Origin of the sequence: Actinokineospora bangkokensis (assembly GCF_001940455.1) — a bacterium.
Lineage (GTDB): Bacteria > Actinomycetota > Actinomycetes > Mycobacteriales > Pseudonocardiaceae > Actinokineospora > Actinokineospora bangkokensis.
Map to the genome: position 1 here is coordinate 200,759 of NZ_MKQR01000032.1, position 16,353 is coordinate 217,111.

A 16,353-nucleotide genomic window follows, 5' to 3' on the forward strand; every position below is an offset into this window, starting at 1 on the left:
TCAGATCCCCTCCAGGGTGGGTGTGTGCTCGCGCGCCGCGGCGGCGCGGTCGAGCTTTCCGTTGGTGTTGCGCGGGAGCGCGGTGTCGACGATGAGCAGGTCGGATGGGACGGCCCCGCGCGGCAGCACCGCCGCGCAGTGCCTGCGCAGGTCCAGGGTGGTCAGCGCGCTGCCCGCGGCGCGGCGGGCCAGGCCGCGCAGCCGCCGCCCGCCCACCGGGTCGGGCACCGCGAGCACGACCGCCTCGACGACCTCGCCGTGCCCGGCGAGCGCGGCCTCGACCGCGGCCAGGTCGACCGCGACCCCGCGCACCTTGACCCGGGAGTCGGCGCGGCCCAGCAGCACCAGCGCCCCGTCGGCGCGCCGCCGCACCAGGTCGCCGGTCCGGTACCACCCCGGCTCCCCGGCGTCGAACCCGCCGCGGACGCCGCCCAGGTAGCCGGGGCCCTGGAAGGGCGTGCGCACCCACAGCTCGCCCGTGCCCGGACCGGTGACCTCGGTGCCCTCGGCGTCGACGACCCGCGCGGCCACCCCCGGCAGCGGCACCCCGATGGGCACCGGCCCGTCGGCGTCGCGCCGGGGATCGATGTCGTGGATGAGGCTGTCGTTGGTCTCGGTGCAGCCGTAGAGGTTGTGCAGCCGGGCACCCGGGAACGCGGCGGCCATCGCCGTGACCCCGCCGGGCGGCAGGGCGTCGCCCGTGGCGATGGCGTGCCGCACCGAGCCGTAGGACCCGCCCGCCGACGCGAGCAGGGCCAGCGCCATCGGCACGGCCTGCACCACCTCGACCCGGTTGTCGCGGACCGCGGCGGCCAGCCTGCCCGCGTGCAGGGCCTCGTCCTCGTCGACCAGCACCGCGGTGCCGCCCGCGGCGAGCGTGGTCCAGATGTCGAGCAGGGACAGGTCGAAGGTCAGCGGCGCGTAGCTGAGCACCGGGGTGCCCCGGCCGACGCCGAACCGGGCGGCCGCCCAGCGGGTGAACGCGTCGATGCCCGCGCCGGGCAGCGGCACCGCCTTGGGGACACCGGTGGACCCGGAGGTGGTGAGCACCAGGGCGGTGCCCGCGGGTGCCGCGCGCCCGGCCCCGGGGACCTCGGTCGCCCCGGTGGGGGTGACGACCCACGTGCACCCGGTCGCCGCCAGGAGTTCGCCCAGCACGGTCTCCGGCAGGGTCGCCGACGGGAGCAGGGCGGGCCTGCCGGACAGCAGCGCGCCCAGCACGAGCGCGATCCCGGCGGGTGACTTGTCGACCCGCAGCGCCACCGGGGCGCCGGCGGGCAGCGCGCGCAGCCGGTCTCGCCCGCGCAGCGCCTCGGCCCACAGCCAGCCGTAGGTCGTCGTGGTGCCGCGGTGCACCAGCGCGGGCGCGTCCGCCGGGTGGGTGCCGACCGCCTCGGCGAACCCGGGGCCCGCCATCAGTCGTCGAGCAGGCCGACGGCCCGGGTCCACCCGGCGCCGCCGCCCGCGATCCGGACCGGGAAGCAGGCGATGCGCGCGCCGAGCGCGGGCAGCTCCCCCAGGTTGGCCAGCCGCTCCAGCTGGCAGTAGTCGCGGGTGCGCCCCGCGAAGTGCGCGGGCCAGAGCACCGAGCGGTCGCCGGTCTCCCGGTAGCGGGCGAGGATGTCGGTGAACGGGGCGTCCAGGCTGAACGCGTCGGTGCCGATCACCCGCACGCCGAGGTCGAGCAGCAGTTCGGTGGCCTTGCGGTCGAGGCCCGCGAAATCGGTGAAGTAGGCGGGGGTGCCCGCCAGCTCGGCGGCGCCGGTGTCCAGCACGACGATCTCGCCCGCGCCGGGGGTGTGCCCTATTCGGGTGAACTCCGCTTCGAGGTGCGGGGCGCCGATGACGCCGGTACCGTGCCCCCGCGCATCGAGCTTGACCACGGGGCCGAAGAACCAGTCCAGGGGCAGCGCGTCGACGTGGCGGGGCGCTTCGGCGCCCGGCCTGCTCCCGTAGTGCGACGGGGCGTCGACGTGCGTGCCCGTGTGGCTGGTCAGGGTCAACCGGTCCAGGGACAGGAACTCCCCGTCCGGCAGGTCGTCGGGGTCGAACGCGACGCCGAAGTGCTCGCGCATCTCGGCGGCCATGTGCAGCGCGCCCTCCCGGGGGGTGAGCACCTCGTGCACCACCGGGTCGGGCTCGTACGCCGCCGCGTCGACCGGCGAGGACAGATCGATGATCCGCACCAGTACCTCCTCAGCTGCTCCGGGGACCAGCGTCGCCGCCCGGGCTTGAGGCGGGTTGGAGAATGGGTGGACGCAATTCACCACCGTGGTGACGCACATCACTGGTGATACTTTTCGGCTGATTATCACTGGCGGTGATGCGATTAGCGCCCCGATGGCCGCTGGCGATTCGGCCATCGGTGTGGTGGCGCGGAACGGAAAGTGACACCGCGCTGTAGCCCCATTTCCGCCTATGACGCAAAATTCTGTGACCGTCGGTAACTTCGCCATCGGCGGAACGATCTCCGGGCGTGACGCGGGCCTTGTTCGTACGTTGTGCCGTACACAGGTATCGCCCTAAACGCCCGATTTGCCCGCGCCGCCGGTGCCACGCCGCTCTCGAACCCCGCTCAAGCCCCGTTCGACCTGCTGGGGAGTGCTCGCGGCGCTGAGCGCTTCCTGGACAGGTCTGCTCACCGCGAGCACCATTGGGCATCGCCGAGGCAGCCAGGGTGGTGCGGTGCGCACCCGCTGCGGAGGCCACCGGGGGAGTGGCGGCCCCGTCCGGTGCGGGTCGGCGGAGCCCGGGGAGCCCGGATGGGCGCTCCGCCGGACACCCCCCGCACGGGCACGCGGCACCGGCTCACCGGCCGATCCAGCCGAATCGACACTGTGGGGTTCCATGTCCTTCGCGCGAAGTGTCCGGAACGCCCCCACCGGTGACCCCGGTGGGCGCGACTGTGCTTTAGACGTCGGTGTCCTAGGACCGCTGTACCTCCGGTGCGGGAACAACACCAGCACGCCCAGCGCACCGAAGCTGCGGAACCTGCTCACCGCCCTGACCGTCAACGCGGGCCAGGTCGTGCCGGTCTCGCTGCTGATGCGCGAGCTGTGGGGCGACGAGCCGCCCGCCAGCTGGCTGACCACCCTCCAGACCTACATCCTCAACCTGCGCAAGGTGCTCGCCACGACCACCGGCCTGCGCACCGAGGAGGTGGCCGCGCGGCTGCTGCAGACCAAGGCGGGCGGCTACGTCCTCGATCTCGGCACCGGCAGCCTCGACCTGCACCGCTACCAGGTGGCCGTGGCCTCCGCGCGGGAGTTCCTGCTCGCGGGCGACGACCTGCAGGCGGTGCGCACCCTCGACGCCGCGCTGCGGCTGTGGCGCGGCCCGGCGTTCCTCGACGTGCGCGGCGGGCGGGTGCTGGAGTCCAAGCGCAGGCAGGTCGAGGAGTCGCGGCTGGTGGCCATCGAGCACATGGTGGGCGCGCAGCTGCGCCTGGGCATGTACCACGAGGTGCTGACCGAGCTCGCCGCGCTCACCGTGGAGAACCCGCTGCACGAGGGGCTGCACGCGCAGTACATGATCGCCCTGCACAGCCTGGACCGGCGCGCGGAGGCGCTGGAGGTCTTCCGCACCCTGCGCGACAACCTGGTCGAGGACCTGGGCATCGAGCCCGGTGCCCGGGTGCGCGAGGTGCACCAGGCGATCCTGGGCGCCGACGGCGGCCGCGGTCACGACGCGCTGCTGGCCAAGGTCGTCGACTTCCGCTGGTCCACCGCCGCCGACACCGCCAGGGTGTACTGAGCGGGCGGCTGGACCGGCGTTCGAGCGTCCTGCGCCCGCCCGCTCCTACCGTCGGCGCATGACACCTGGACAGCACACACCGCGCCGCGTCGTGGTCACCGGCGGCGGCACCGGGATCGGCCGCGCCACCGCGCACGCCTTCGCCGACCGCGGCGACCGCGTGCTGGTGGTCGGCCGCTCCCCGGAGCCCCTCGCCGAAGCGGCGGGCGGGCGTCCCGGGGTGCGCGCCCTGGCCGCCGACATCACCGCCCCCGACGGGCCCGACCTGGTCGTCGAGACCGCGCTGCGCGAGCTCGGCGGCATCGACGTCCTGGTCAACAACGCCGCCACGGCGGGGTTCGACGTGCTCGGCGGGTTCGACCCGGCGGCCGTGCGCCACCAGGTCGAGACCAACCTGGTGGCCCCGGTGCTGCTCACCCAGGCCGCGCTCGACCCGCTCACCGAGTCGGCGGGCACCGTGGTCAACATCGGCTCGGCGGGCTGCATCGGGTTGCGCGCCATGCCCGAGAGCGGGGTGTACGCGGCCACGAAGGTCGGGCTGGACGCGCTCACCCGCACCTGGGCGGTGGAACTGGCGCCGCGGCGGATCCGCGTGCTGGGCATCGCCCCCGGCCTGGTCGACACCGGCGTCGCGGAGCGGGCGGGCATGCCCAGGCAGGTCTACGAGGACGTCCTCGCGGCCATGCTGCCGCGCATCCCGGCCGGGCGGGTCGGCGACCCCGCCGACATCGCCTGGTGGGTGGTCGCGCTGACCGAACCGGGCGCCGCGTACGCCAACGGGGCCGTCATCGCCGTCGACGGCGGCCTCTCCGTCACCTGAGCACCCGGGAACACCCGTGAGCGCGCCGGGGTGGTACCGCGACCGCGGTACCACCCCGGCGCCCGGCGTTCAGCCCACGGTGGCGCGCCTGCCCTCGGCGTACTCCTTGGCCGCCAGCATGGTCGCCGTGCTGTTGCGCCCGAGCGCCGCGCGCACGTAGTCCCGCGCGGTGTCCACCGTCGCCTCCGGGCCGAGCACACCCGCGATGGCGCCGGGGGCCAGCACCACGGTGTGCGTTGAGGTGACCACGGTGCCGCCGTCGACCTCCTCGAACCGCCACTGGCCCGTGTGGACGGACATCAGCGCGGGGGTCTTCGACTGCTTGTAGACGATGCGGTCGGTGGGCAGGCAGACCCGCGTCGAGGTGGTGGTGTGCGTGGCGCCGTCGGCGGTGCGGGTGTCCATCTCCAGCACCTGCAGGCCCGGGGTGTCCTCGGTGAGGCGCACGGCGGCGACGTGCGGCAGCCGGTGCGACCACTGGTCGGCCTCGTTGATGAAGTCGTAGACGTCCCGCGCCGCCCCGTCGACGCGCACGACGTCGTCGAAGGTGGTGGTGAGCCGCGCGGCGCCCGCGCCGCCCTCGGCCGCCGCGCGCAGTGCCGCCAGCTCCGAGGTGCTGTTGCGGTCCACCGCGGCGCTGATCCACGCCACGCCACCCGGGTCGTCGTCGACGGCCTGGAAGTCGTGGGTCAGCCGCACCAGGCAGGCGTGCTCGCCGCGCTCCTCGACGATCCACTCCCCGCCCATGGCGGCCACCGGCGACTGCGACACCTCCTGGCGGAAGCGGACCCGCCGCGCCGCCGGGTCCAGCTCGCGCCGCGACGTCCAGGCCTTCACCGCGCCGTTGGCGGTGGCCCAGATGCGGATCCGCTCGGTGCCCCGGCCGCCGTCCGCGCGCTCGACGTGCTCGACGTGCACGGTCGGCGGGAAGACCACCGGCCAGTTCGCCACGTCGGCGATCAGCGCGTAGACCCGCGCCGCGGGCGCGTCGACCTCGACGCGGTGCTCGGTCTCGTGGGTCGTGCCCATCCCGTTCCTCCTGTTCGGACTGCTCCGGTGTGGTCGGTCAGTAGTTGCCGAGGCCGCCGCAGACGTTGAGCGCCTGCGCGGTGATGGAGGCGGCGGTGTCGGTCACCAGGTAGCCGACCAGGCCCGCCACCTCCTCGGGGGTGGAGTAGCGGCCCAGCGGGATCTTGGTCTGGAAGCGGCCGAGCACGTCGTCCTCGGTGGTGCCCCACATCCGCGCGTAGCCCTCGCGCACCCGGTGCGCCATCGGCGTCTCGACGTACCCGGGGCACACCGCGTTCACGGTGACGCCGGTCTTGGCCAGCTCCAGGCCGACCGCCTTGGTGAAGCCGACGACGCCGTGCTTGGAGGCGGAGTAGGGCGCGCCGAACACCACGCCCTGCTTGCCGCCGGTGGAGGCGATGTTGACGACCCGGCCCCAGCCCGCGGCCAGCATCCCGCCCGCGGTCAGCACCTGCTTGGTCATCCGGAAGACGCTGGTGAGGTTGGTGTCGATGACCTCGGTCCACAGGTCGTCGGCGATCTCGGCGGTCGGCCCGCCGCCGCTGCGCCCGGCGTTGTTGACCAGCACGCCCACCGGGCCGTGCGCCGCCACCGCGGCGGCGACCAGGGCGCGCACCTGCTCGGGGTCGGACACGTCGGCGGACGTCCCGGCGGCGGTGGTGCCCTCCTCGCGCAGGGTCTTCACCGTCAGCGCGACCCGCTCGGCGTCGCGCGCGCACAGGAACACCGGGTGGCCCGCGGCGCCGAGCGCGCGGGCCACCGCCAGCCCGATGCCGCTGGTGCCCCCGGTGACCAGCGCGGCGGGGCGTGGGTGCTCGGCCATGGTTCCTCCTCGTCGGTGGTGCTCGTCTGGGTGGTGCTCGTCTTGGCTGCCCGCCCGGTGGGGCGCACCGCGCGCTGATCGTGGCAACGCCCGCTCGAACGCCGGTGGACCCCGGGGCGGAGGCGGCGTCGAGCCGTTTGCGAGCCCGGTGCGATCCCGGGGGCCGACGGTGGAGCGGACCGGGCAGGCCGGTCCCACGAACCCAGGAGGGGACACCCGATGGCAGAGCCACCCGAGGGTCCGGTGACCTTCGTCAACCGCTTCACCGTCTCCGGCGAGCCGGAGCGGTTCGAGGCCGCCTTCGCCGAGACGTCCCGGTTCATGGCCGAGCAGGCGGGCTTCGTGCGGCACACCCTGCTGCGCGCGCTGGACCGCGGCGCGGCCGTCGGGTACGTCAACGTCGCCGAGTGGACCGACGCGGCGTCCTTCCGCGCCGCGGTGGGCGCCCCCGGGTTCGCCCGGCACGCCGCCGAGCTGCGCGCGCTGTGCTCGTCGGACCCGGCGCTCTACGAGCCGGTGCTGCACGTGGCCGGGGCGGTGGCGGTGTGAGCGCGGGGATCGAGGCCGTGCAGCGGATGGTGCGCGCCTACAACACCGGCGAGACCGACGACGCCGACGAGTACATCCACCCCGACTACCTCAACCCGGCGTCGCTGGAGCACATGGACCTCAAGGGCCCGGCGGCGTTCCGGATGGCGGTGGCGTGGCTGCGGATGACCTTCTCCGAGCAGGCGCGGCTGGAGGAGATCCGCTACCAGGAGCGCGGCGACTGGGTGCGGGCGTACCTGGTGCTCTACGGCCGCCACGTCGGGGAGCTGGTCGGGATGCCCGCCACCGGCCGGGTGTTCTCCGGCGAGCAGATCCACCTGGTCAAGCTCGTCGACGGCAAGATCCGCGACCACCGGGACTGGCCGGACTACCTGGGCACCTACCGCCAGCTCGACGAGCCGTGGCCGACCGAGCGCGGCTGGCGGGACTGACGGCGGCCGCGGCAGGCGGGGAGCGGGTGTGGGCCGCACCGCGGTGAGCACAGTGGACGAACGCGCCCGCCGGGCGCGGTGGGTCCGCGCCCGGGCGCTGCGCCCGGGCTGCGCGACCTGGTTCGGAATCGAGGCGGAAGTGGGTGGAGGACGCATGATCCTGGTGACCGGGGCGACCGGAACGGTGGGTGGCGGGGTGCTGACCCGGCTGCTCGAACGGGGGGAGCGGGTGCGGGCCCTGACCCGCAACCCCGACGCGGCGCTGCCCGAGGGCGTGGAGGTGGCGGTTGGCGCGCCGCGCGACACCGCGGCGGTGACCGCCGCGCTCGACGGCGTCGACGCGGTGTTCCTGGTGCTGGTGGGCGACGTGGAGGCCGAGGTGCGCGGGTTCACCGCCGCCCTGGCCGCGGTGCGGCGACCGCCGCGGGTGGTGCTGCTGTCGTCGTTGAGCGTGCTGCACCCGGTGCCGCACCGCATCGCCGAGGAGCACCGGGCCGCCGAGGCCGCGGTCGCCGCGGCGACCGAGCGCTGGACGTTCCTGCGCCCCGGCCCCTTCCACAGCAACGCGCTGTGGTGGAGCGGGTCGGTGCGCGGCACCGGCACGGTGCGCTGCCTGGTCGGCAACCGCCCCGGCGCCCCCATCGACCCGGGGGACGTGGCCGCGGTGGCCGTCGCCGCGCTCACCGAGGAGGGCCACACCGGGCACGCCTACGACCTCACCGGGCCGCAGGTGCTGACCTCCGGCGACCAGGCCAGGATCCTGGCCAGGGCGGCGGGCAGGCCGATCGCCTTCGAGGTCGCCCCGGCCGAGCAGGCGGTGGCGGTGTTCGCCTCGGCGGGCGGCGACCGCGCCGTGGCCGAGGGCAACGTGGCCGCGCTGCGCAGCCGGGAGGTCCCGTGGGGCTACCCCACCGGCACCGCCGAGCGGCTGCTGGGCAGGCCCGCCCGCACCTTCCACGCGTGGGCGGCCGAGCACGCCGCGGCGTTCGGCTGAGGGGGGCGGCGGTGAACCGGACGATCCTCGTCACCGGCGCCACCGGCGTGCAGGGCGGCGCCACCGCGCGCGCCCTGCTGGCCGCGGGCGCCCGGGTGCGCGCCCTGGTGCGCACCCCGTCCTCACCCGCGGCGCTGGCGGTGGCCGCCGCGGGCGCCGAACTCGTCCGGGGCGACCTGGACGACCCGGCGTCGCTGCGCGCGGCGGCCGAGGGGGTGGACGGCGTCTTCAGCGTGCAGACGTTCATGGCCCCCGGCGGGCTCGGCGGCGAGGTCCGGCAGGGCCGCGCGGTGGCCGACGCCGCGGCGGCCGCGGGCGTCGAGCACGTGGTCTACAGCTCCGTGGGCGGGGCCGAGCGGGAGAGCGGTGTCCCGCACTTCGACAGCAAGCGGGCCGTGGAGCGGTACCTGGCCGCGTCCGGCGTGCCCACCACCGTGCTGCGGCCGACGTTCTTCATGGACAACTTCGCCGCGCACCCGCCCGCGGTGGAGGACGGCGTGCTCACCGTCCGGCTCGCGCTGCGCCCGGACACCCGGGTGCAGCTCATCGCCGCCGCCGACATCGGCGCGGTGGCCGCCGCCGCCTTCGCCGACCCGGGGCGGTTCGCGGGCACGGCGCTGGAGATCGCGGGCGACGAGCTGACCGCGGACGGCATCGCCGCCGCGTTCGGCGCCGCGGCGGGCCTGCCCGCCCGGTTCGCCCCGCTGGGGCTGGAGCAGGTGGCGGCCAACCCGCACATCCCGTACGCGCCGGAGATCGCGGTGATGTTCGAGTGGTTGCAGACCGACGGCTACGCCGCGGACATCCCGGCGGTGCGGGCGGTGCACCCGGGCCTGCACAGCTTCCGGGACTGGCTGGCGCTCGGCGCCTGGCGCGCGCCCGCCGCGGCGTGACGTCCCGGCGCTCCCGTCGTATGATGTATTGTACATAATACGGTAAGGGGGTGCGCGGTGGCGGGAGTCGACAGCGGTGGTGACCCGGCCAGGAGCCTGGCGCTGCTCTGGGGCGACCGGCGGCGGTCGCGGCAGCGCGGTCGCTCGGACCTGAACGTCGACAAGATCGTGCTGACCGCGATCGACCTGGCCGACGCCGAGGGCCTCGGGGTGCTGTCGATGCGCCAGGTCGCCCAGTCGCTCGGGGTCGGGGTCATGTCGCTGTACACCTACGTGCCCGGCAAGGCGGAGCTGATCGACGTCATGCTCGACACCGTCTACGGGGAGACGGCCAAGCCGCACGACCTCGACGGCGGCTGGCGGGCGCGGTTGGAGCTGGTCGCGCGGGAGAACTGGGCGCTGCGGCTGCGCCACCCGTGGATGTTGCAGATCCCCTCCGGGCGGCCGTCGCTGGGGCCCAACGCGCTGGCCAAGTACGAGTTCGAGCTGCGCGCGGTGGAGGGCATCGGCCTGTCCGACGTGGAGATGGACTCGGTGGTCGCGCTGGTCAGCGACCACGCCGAGGGCGCGGCCCGGCGCGCGGTGGACGCGCTGCGCGCCGAGCGCGGCACCGGCATGACCGACGAGCAGTGGTGGCGGGTGCACGGGCCGCTGCTGTCCTCGGTGGTCGACATGGGCCGGTACCCGACGGCGGCCAAGGTCGGCGCCGCCGCGGGTGCCGCGCACGGCACCGCCTACCCGGCCGAGCACGCGTTCGACTTCGGGCTGGCGCGGTTGCTCGACGGCATCGAGGCGCTGGTCGAGCAGCGCGCCGCAGGCTCCGACCCGGCCTGACCCCGGCCCGTCCGCGCCCCGTGCGCGGCCGGGTGGGGGTCCTCGTCGTACTAGGTACAGCATGCTGTACGGTATGTGATACGCTGTAGCCGGTTCCCGGGAGCCGATGGAAGGGGAGCAACTGTGGGCTCGAGCGATCTCGCGGTGGTGGCCGAGGGCCTCCGCAAGCGGTACGGCGACAAGGTCGCCCTCGACGGCTTCGACTTGGAGGTGCGGGCGGGCACCGTGTGCGGCCTGCTCGGGCCCAACGGCGCGGGCAAGACGACCGCGGTCCGGATCCTGTCGACGCTCCAGCGCTTCGACGGCGGCCGGGCCACCGTCGCCGGTCACGACGTGGCCACCGAGGCGGCCAAGGTGCGGTACCGCATCGGCCTGGTCGGGCAGAACGCCGCCGTGGACGAGGTGCTCGGCGGCAAGCAGAACCTGGTCATGTTCGGCAAGCTCTACCGGCTGGGCGCCGCCGCCGCGCGGCAGCGCGCCGACGAGCTGCTGGAGCGCTTCGGCCTGGCCGAGGTCGGGGACAAGCCGGTGAAGTCCTACTCCGGCGGCATGCGGCGCAGGCTCGACCTGGCCGCGAGCATGATCCTCGCGCCCGCGGTGCTGTTCCTCGACGAGCCCACCGTGGGGCTGGACCCGCGCGGGCGCAACGAGGTGTGGGAGGCCGTGCGCGACCTGGTGCGCCAGGGCACCACGGTGCTGCTGACCACCCAGTACCTCGACGAGGCCGACCAGCTGGCCGACCGGGTCTCGGTCATCGACACCGGCCGGGTGATCGCCGAGGGCACCCCCGACCAGCTCAAGACCAAGACCGGCGGGGACCGCATCGACCTGGCCGTGCCCGACCGCGACCAGCTCGCCCTGGCCGCGCGCACCCTGGAGCAGCTCGTCGGCGCCGCGCCCGAGCTCGACGAGGAGGACCGCAAGCTCTCGGTGCGGGTCGCCAACAGCGACGCCTCGCTCATCGAGGTCGTCCGCGCGCTCGACGCCGCGGGCGTGTCCGCCGAGGACATCGCCCTGCGCCGCCCCACCCTCGACGAGGTGTTCCTGCACCTGACCGGGCGCAGGCCGGTCAGCGAGGAGGAGGCCGCCGCGGCGGCGAAGGCCGCGAAGGCGGACAAGAAGTCCAAGCCGGACCGCAAGGGCAAGAAGGACGTCCCGGCCGCCGAGCGCGCCGGTGCGCAGGAGGTGAACGCGTGAGCGCGGTGACCCTGGACCGACCCGTCCCCGAGGTCGGCGACGGCGGCCTCGGCCGCGTCCTGGCCGACTCGGTGACCCTGACCGGCCGCAGCCTGGCGCACTGGGTGCGCAACCCCGCCACGCTGATCGCCTCGCTGGCGTTCAACGTGGTGATGGTGCTGATGTTCGCCTTCCTCTTCGGCGGCGCGATGGCGGTGCCCGACGGCGGCAGCTACCGCGAGTTCCTCATGCCGGGCATGTTCGCCATGACCATGATCTTCGGCATCAGCATGACCACCATCGCCATCTCCACCGACGTCGAGCGCGGGGTCACCGACCGGTTCCGGTCGATGCCGATGGCGCCCGCGGCGATCCTGATCGGCCGCGCGGTGGCCGACATGATCTTCGCCGTGGTCACCCTGGCGGTGATGATGCTGGTGGGCCTGGCGATCGGCTGGCGGGCCAACGGCTCGGTCGGGGCGACCCTGGGCGCCATGGGCCTGATCCTGCTGCTGCGCTTCGCGCTGATCTGGGTCGGCATCTTCCTCGGCCTGGTGATGCGCGGGCAGGAGGCGGTGGCGGGCGTGCAGACGCTGGAGTTCCCGCTGGGCTTCCTGTCCAACGCCTTCGTCGCCCCGTCCACCATGCCGGGCTGGCTGGGCGCGATCGCGGAGTGGAACCCGCTGTCGTCCACGGTGACCGCCACCCGCGACCTGTTCGGCAACCCCGGCTGGGGCGGCGACTCGTGGGTGGTGGAGAACGCCGCGCTGATGGCCGTGGTGTGGCCGCTGGTGATCCTGGCGATCTTCCTGCCGCTGGCGGTGCGGCGCTACTCGTCCTTGAGCGACTGACGAGCGGGTCCGGCCACGCTGGACCGACCGCGACTGCCCCGGCGGGACCTCCCTCCCCGCCGGGGCAGTCGGCTGTCCACCCCCTTGAACCGGAGGTAAGCCGGTGCGCAGAGCACTGACCCGGATCGTCGCCGCCCACGCCCTGCTGCTCGCCACCGCCGCGCCCGCCGCGGCCGCCCCGTCCCGGGCGGCCGCGGCGTGCGCGGCGGTCGGCATCCCCGTCCCGGTCACCGCCGGGGCGCCGTCGACCCTGCGGGTCTCGGCCACCCTGTGCGTGCCGCGCGGCGCCACCACCGTCCAGGTCCTCGTCCCCGGCGGCACCTACGGGCAGGCGTACTGGTGGCTGCGCGGCGACCCGGCCAAGCCGTCCTACGCCGAGGCCGCGCTCGCCTCGGGGCACGCCACTCTCGTCCTGGACCGGTTGGGGTCCGGGGCCAGCTCCGCGCCGCCGAGCACCGCCTACGCCGCCGACACCCAGGAGGCCGTCCTGGGCGAGGTGCTGCGGCGGGTGCGCGGCGGCCTGGCGGGCCACCGGTTCGCCACCGTCGTCGCCGTGGGGCACTCCTACGGCTCGACGCTGGCCCGGTCGCTGGCCATCCACCGGCCGGGGTCGGTCGACGCCCTGGTCCTCACCGGTGAGGCGGCCTACGCCGCCGAGCTGCCGTGGGACCAGATCACCCACCCGGTCACCGCGGACCCGCTGCTGCGCCACCGCGGGCTCGACGAGGGCTACTACACCACCGCACCGGGGGCCAGGGCGCGCTGGTTCTACGACCTGTCCACAGCGGACCGCCGCGTGGTGGTGCTCGACGAGCTGACCAAGCAGCCCGACGTCTTCAGCGCCTCCTACCCCCTGCCCGAGGAGAACGCGGCGATCACCGTGCCGACCCTCATCGTGGTGGGCCAGCAGGACAAGGTGGTCTGCGGGGGGACGGGCAGCGATTGCCGCAGCTCGGCCGCGCTGCTCGCCCAGGAGCGCGCGCACTACCGCACCGCCGAGCTGGCCGTGTGGGTCGTCCCCGCCACCGGGCACTCGCTGAACCTGCACCGCACGGCCCCGCAGTGGCAGGCCAAGGCGTTGCAGTGGGTCCGCGCGCACGTCGGCTGACACGACGAAGAGGGGGCGGGCAGTGGGTTCCCCCCCACTGCCCGCCCCCTCTTCGCGCCCGGGCTCAGGTGCGCGCGCCGCGCCGCGGCATGAGCAGCGCCACCAGCAGGGTCGCCGCGGCGAACGCCGCACCCGCGACGAACGCCGCGGACATGCCCTCGGTGAACGGGTCCGCCGCGCCCTCGGCGGCCGTCGTCATCACCGTCACCAGGGTGGCCAGCGCGAGCGAGGCGCCCACCGCCGTCACCGTCGTCACCACCGACGAGGCCGCCCCGTACTCGGTCTCCGCGACCCCCGAGGTGCCCGCGATGGTGGCCGGGATCGTGCCGAAGGCGATGCCCGCGCCCAGCAGCAGCAGGGCGGGCAGCACGTCGACGGCGTACCCCGCGCTCAGGTCCAGGCGCGACAGCAGCAGGTTCGACGCCACCAGGGCCAGCGCGCCCAGCGCCACCGGCAGCCGGGGCCCGAACCGGGCGGACACCCGCACCGCCACCCCGGCCAGCCCCAGCAGGGTCGCGGTCACCGGCAGGAACGACACCGCGGCGAGCATCGCCGAGTACCCCATGGCCTGCTGCAGGAACTGGGTCAGGAAGTACAGCTGCCCGATCTGCGCGCCCTGCACCACCAGCACCGCCAGGTAGGCCGTGCCCCGGCCGCGGTCGGCGAGCAGACCGGGGGTGACGATGGGCTGCCGCGCGCGCCGCTCGACCACGACGAACACCACCAGCGCCGCGACCCCGACCGCCGCGGCGGCCTGCACCAGCGGGTCGCCCCAGCCGGTCGTGCCCACCCCCGACAGCGCCCAGACGAGCGCGGCCACGCCGAACGCGGAGGTCAGCGCCCCCGCGAGGTCGAAGCGCCCGGGGGCGCGCACGGTCTCGCGCAGCACGAAGGGTGCCGCGGCCAGCACGACCAGGCCGACCGGGGCGTTGAGCGCGAGCACCCACCGCCACGAGCCCACCGAGGTGAACACGCCCGCCAGCAGCAGCCCCACCGCCGCGCCCACCCCGCCGACGGCGGTGTACACGGCGATGGCGCGCTCGCGGGCGCCCGCCTCCCGGTACATGCCGATGATCAGCGCCAGCACCGAGGGGGAGACCAGGGCCGCGCCGACGCCCTGCACCGCCCGGGTGGCGATGAGCGTGCCGACGTCGGGGGCCAGGCCGCGGGCCAGCGACGCGACGGTGAACAGCGCGACCCCGACCAGGAACACCCGGCGCCTGCCGAGGATGTCCCCGGCCCGGCCGCCGAGCAGCAGCAGGCCGCCGAAGGTGAGCAGGTAGGCGTTGAGCACCCAGGACAGCTGGGTCGGGGTGGTCGCCAGGGCCTCGCTGAGCCCGGGCAGGGCGATGTTGACGATCATCTCGTCCACCAGCACCATCGCCTGCGCGGCGACCAGCACGGCGAGGCCGACGGCGGTGCGGCGGGCGCTGGGCGCCGCGCTCGCGCGGGTCATCACTGCGGACATCTGCTGCTCCTCAACCGATCGCGGAGGGCTCGGGGCGGGGGGTGGGCGCGGGCGCCCCGGTGCGCGCGGGCACCCAGGCGATGGCCACGCCGACCACCGCCACCGCCATGCCCACCAGGTGCAGCGCCGACAGCGGGGCGCCCTCCAGCCAGGCGCTGCCCAGCACGAGCACCACCGGGACCAGGTAGAGCACGGTGCCCGCGCGCAGCGCGCCCTCGTCGAGCACCAGCCGGGTGAAGAAGGTGAACACCACCGCGGTGTTGAGCACGCCCAGCACCAGCAGCGACACCACCACCGGCGTGCTCCACACCGGGGCCGGGCCCCAGCCCTCCACCGGGATCACCGCCGCGGCCCACCCGACGCCGAAGAACGCCTGGGTCGCCGAGAGCACCACCGGCCGCACCCCCGCGCGCACCATGAGCCTGCGCATCGCGATCATCGCCAGGCCGTAGGCGACGGCGGCGACGAAGTTCACCAGCGACCCCCAGGTGAGCCAGCGGTCGGCCTGCTCCCACGGCGGGAACACCAGCAGCACCCCGGCGAAGCCCACCAGCACCCCGGTGACCAGCCGGGCGCCCGCGCGGGGCTCGCGCGCGGGCCGGGCCAGCAGCAGCACCCAGATCGGGACGCTGGCGTTGAACACCGACACCACCCCGACGTCGGCGCCGGTGGCGTCGGGCACCACCTGCACCAGCAGCACCGGCAGCGCGTTGGTCAGGAAACCGATGAGCAGCAGCCGCAGCCACACCCCCGGCGAGCGCGGCAGCGCAGCCCCCGCGATGACCACGACGGCCAGCATCGCCACCGCGCCCACCAGCACCCGCAGGAAGCTGAACTGGCTCGGCGAGAGCCCGCCCAGCGCCTCCTTGATCCAGAAGTACGTCGAGCCCCACATCAGCGCGACCGCGCCGAAGCGCAGCGCCCCACCCTGGTCCACGTGCCGCTCCCTCCGTCGGTGTGCCCCGCGGTGGGGGCCGTGCCACCACGGTCACCGGGTTCGGTCGCGCGGCACCGGAGTACCGGTGGAGGCGGGCTCCTGCCATGCTCGAGCGCGCTCGGAGCGGGGTGCGCCACGCTGGTGCGACCACTGTGGACGGATCGAGCGGAGGACCACCGATGACCATCGCGCAGACCGCGCCCACGGCGCTGGAGCTGAGCTACGGCGAGCTCTACGCGCGCGTGCAGCACTTCTACGCCCACCACATGCACCTGCTGGACTCGGGCGCGGCCGAGCAGTGGGCGGCGACCTTCACCGAGGACGGGGTGTTCGCCCCGCCGTCGGCGCCCGAGCCGATCGCGGGCAGGCGGGCGCTGGCCGAGGGCGCGCGGGAGGCCAAGCAGCGCCTCGACGAGATCGGCGAGCAGCACCGGCACGTGCTGGTGTCGCTGGCGCTCGACCCCGCCGACGCCGACGGCGTGCTCACCGCGCGGACCTACGCCCAGGTGATCGCCACCCCGCGCGGTGGCGCGCCCCGGCTGGACATGATGTGCGTGACCCACGACCAGCTGGTCGTGCGCGACGGGGAGGTCCTGCTGAGGCACCGCAGGGTCACCCGCGACGACCGCCCCTGACGGGCCGACGACGGCGGGGCGGGCACCGGGGCCCCCGGTGCCCCCCCCCCGG

Annotated in this window: 17 protein-coding genes; 11 read left to right on the forward strand and 6 right to left on the reverse strand. The window is 75.1% G+C overall.

What is annotated here, in order from left to right:
* Together BJP25_RS31885 and BJP25_RS31890 are read right to left on the reverse strand one after the other, a co-directional pair.
* Window positions 1-1,416, reverse strand: a complete 1,416-nt coding sequence (locus BJP25_RS31885; protein WP_084794843.1) for an AMP-binding protein — start codon at window positions 1,414-1,416, stop codon at window positions 1-3.
* Window positions 1,416-2,186, reverse strand: a complete 771-nt coding sequence (locus BJP25_RS31890; RefSeq protein ID WP_075978770.1) for a cyclase family protein — start codon at window positions 2,184-2,186, stop codon at window positions 1,416-1,418. Before BJP25_RS31890 ends, BJP25_RS31885 begins: the two co-directional genes overlap by 1 nt.
* Before the next feature lie 661 nt (window positions 2,187-2,847).
* Here BJP25_RS31890 and BJP25_RS31895 point away from each other — a divergent pair.
* Both BJP25_RS31895 and BJP25_RS31900 read left to right on the forward strand, forming a co-directional pair.
* Window positions 2,848-3,753, forward strand: coding sequence for an AfsR/SARP family transcriptional regulator (locus BJP25_RS31895; protein ID WP_075978771.1), 906 nt, complete (start codon window positions 2,848-2,850; stop codon window positions 3,751-3,753).
* A gap of 58 nt (window positions 3,754-3,811) precedes the next feature.
* Complete coding sequence (locus BJP25_RS31900; protein WP_075978772.1) at window positions 3,812-4,573, forward strand: SDR family NAD(P)-dependent oxidoreductase; 762 nt, start codon at window positions 3,812-3,814, stop codon at window positions 4,571-4,573.
* A 69-nt stretch (window positions 4,574-4,642) separates the two neighbouring features.
* Here the strand turns inward: BJP25_RS31900 and BJP25_RS31905 are convergent, their stop codons facing one another.
* Both BJP25_RS31905 and BJP25_RS31910 read right to left on the reverse strand, forming a co-directional pair.
* Window positions 4,643-5,602, reverse strand: a complete 960-nt coding sequence (locus BJP25_RS31905) for an aromatase/cyclase (protein ID WP_075978773.1) — start codon at window positions 5,600-5,602, stop codon at window positions 4,643-4,645.
* Between the two features lie 37 nt (window positions 5,603-5,639).
* Window positions 5,640-6,425 (reverse strand): SDR family NAD(P)-dependent oxidoreductase, encoded by a 786-nt coding sequence (locus tag BJP25_RS31910; RefSeq protein WP_075978774.1) that lies wholly within the window; start codon window positions 6,423-6,425, stop codon window positions 5,640-5,642.
* 219 nt (window positions 6,426-6,644) lie between these two features.
* Between BJP25_RS31910 and BJP25_RS31915 the strand changes: the two genes are divergently transcribed.
* From BJP25_RS31915 to BJP25_RS31950, 8 genes are all read left to right on the forward strand, one after another.
* Entirely contained in the window at window positions 6,645-6,974 is a 330-nt protein-coding gene (locus BJP25_RS31915; protein ID WP_075978775.1) for an antibiotic biosynthesis monooxygenase family protein, read from the forward strand.
* Window positions 6,971-7,405, forward strand: coding sequence for an ester cyclase (locus tag BJP25_RS31920; protein WP_143219430.1), 435 nt, complete (start codon window positions 6,971-6,973; stop codon window positions 7,403-7,405). The genes BJP25_RS31915 and BJP25_RS31920 overlap by 4 nt, the downstream gene beginning before the upstream one ends.
* Window positions 7,406-7,559: 154 nt before the next feature.
* A complete protein-coding gene (locus BJP25_RS31925) occupies window positions 7,560-8,399 on the forward strand; it encodes an NAD(P)H-binding protein (RefSeq protein WP_075978776.1) in 840 nt (279 codons plus the stop codon).
* Window positions 8,400-8,410: 11 nt separating this feature from the next.
* Window positions 8,411-9,292, forward strand: a complete 882-nt coding sequence (locus BJP25_RS31930) for an NmrA family NAD(P)-binding protein (RefSeq protein ID WP_075978777.1) — start codon at window positions 8,411-8,413, stop codon at window positions 9,290-9,292.
* Window positions 9,293-9,349: 57 nt separating this feature from the next.
* Window positions 9,350-10,126: a TetR/AcrR family transcriptional regulator gene (locus BJP25_RS31935; RefSeq protein ID WP_075978778.1), complete on the forward strand. Its 777-nt coding sequence runs from the start codon at window positions 9,350-9,352 to the stop codon at window positions 10,124-10,126.
* 123 nt (window positions 10,127-10,249) lie between these two features.
* Window positions 10,250-11,323, forward strand: a complete 1,074-nt coding sequence (locus BJP25_RS31940; RefSeq protein WP_075978779.1) for an ATP-binding cassette domain-containing protein — start codon at window positions 10,250-10,252, stop codon at window positions 11,321-11,323.
* 5 nt (window positions 11,324-11,328) lie between these two features.
* Window positions 11,329-12,153 carry an ABC transporter permease gene (locus tag BJP25_RS31945; RefSeq protein WP_408607247.1) on the forward strand — a complete coding sequence of 275 codons (825 nt, stop codon included), beginning with the start codon at window positions 11,329-11,331 and terminating at the stop codon, window positions 12,151-12,153.
* Between the two features lie 103 nt (window positions 12,154-12,256).
* Complete coding sequence (locus BJP25_RS31950; RefSeq protein ID WP_198943661.1) at window positions 12,257-13,261, forward strand: alpha/beta hydrolase; 1,005 nt, start codon at window positions 12,257-12,259, stop codon at window positions 13,259-13,261.
* 64 nt (window positions 13,262-13,325) lie between these two features.
* Here the strand turns inward: BJP25_RS31950 and BJP25_RS31955 are convergent, their stop codons facing one another.
* Both BJP25_RS31955 and BJP25_RS31960 read right to left on the reverse strand, forming a co-directional pair.
* Window positions 13,326-14,729 (reverse strand): MFS transporter, encoded by a 1,404-nt coding sequence (locus tag BJP25_RS31955; protein WP_075978780.1) that lies wholly within the window; start codon window positions 14,727-14,729, stop codon window positions 13,326-13,328.
* 10 nt (window positions 14,730-14,739) lie between these two features.
* Window positions 14,740-15,666: a DMT family transporter gene (locus BJP25_RS31960; protein ID WP_084794845.1), complete on the reverse strand. Its 927-nt coding sequence runs from the start codon at window positions 15,664-15,666 to the stop codon at window positions 14,740-14,742.
* Between the two features lie 179 nt (window positions 15,667-15,845).
* On the opposite strand from BJP25_RS31960, the gene BJP25_RS31965 reads away from it, so the two are divergent.
* Complete coding sequence (locus BJP25_RS31965) at window positions 15,846-16,301, forward strand: nuclear transport factor 2 family protein (RefSeq protein ID WP_075978781.1); 456 nt, start codon at window positions 15,846-15,848, stop codon at window positions 16,299-16,301.
* Window positions 16,302-16,353: the final 52 nt, after the last annotated feature.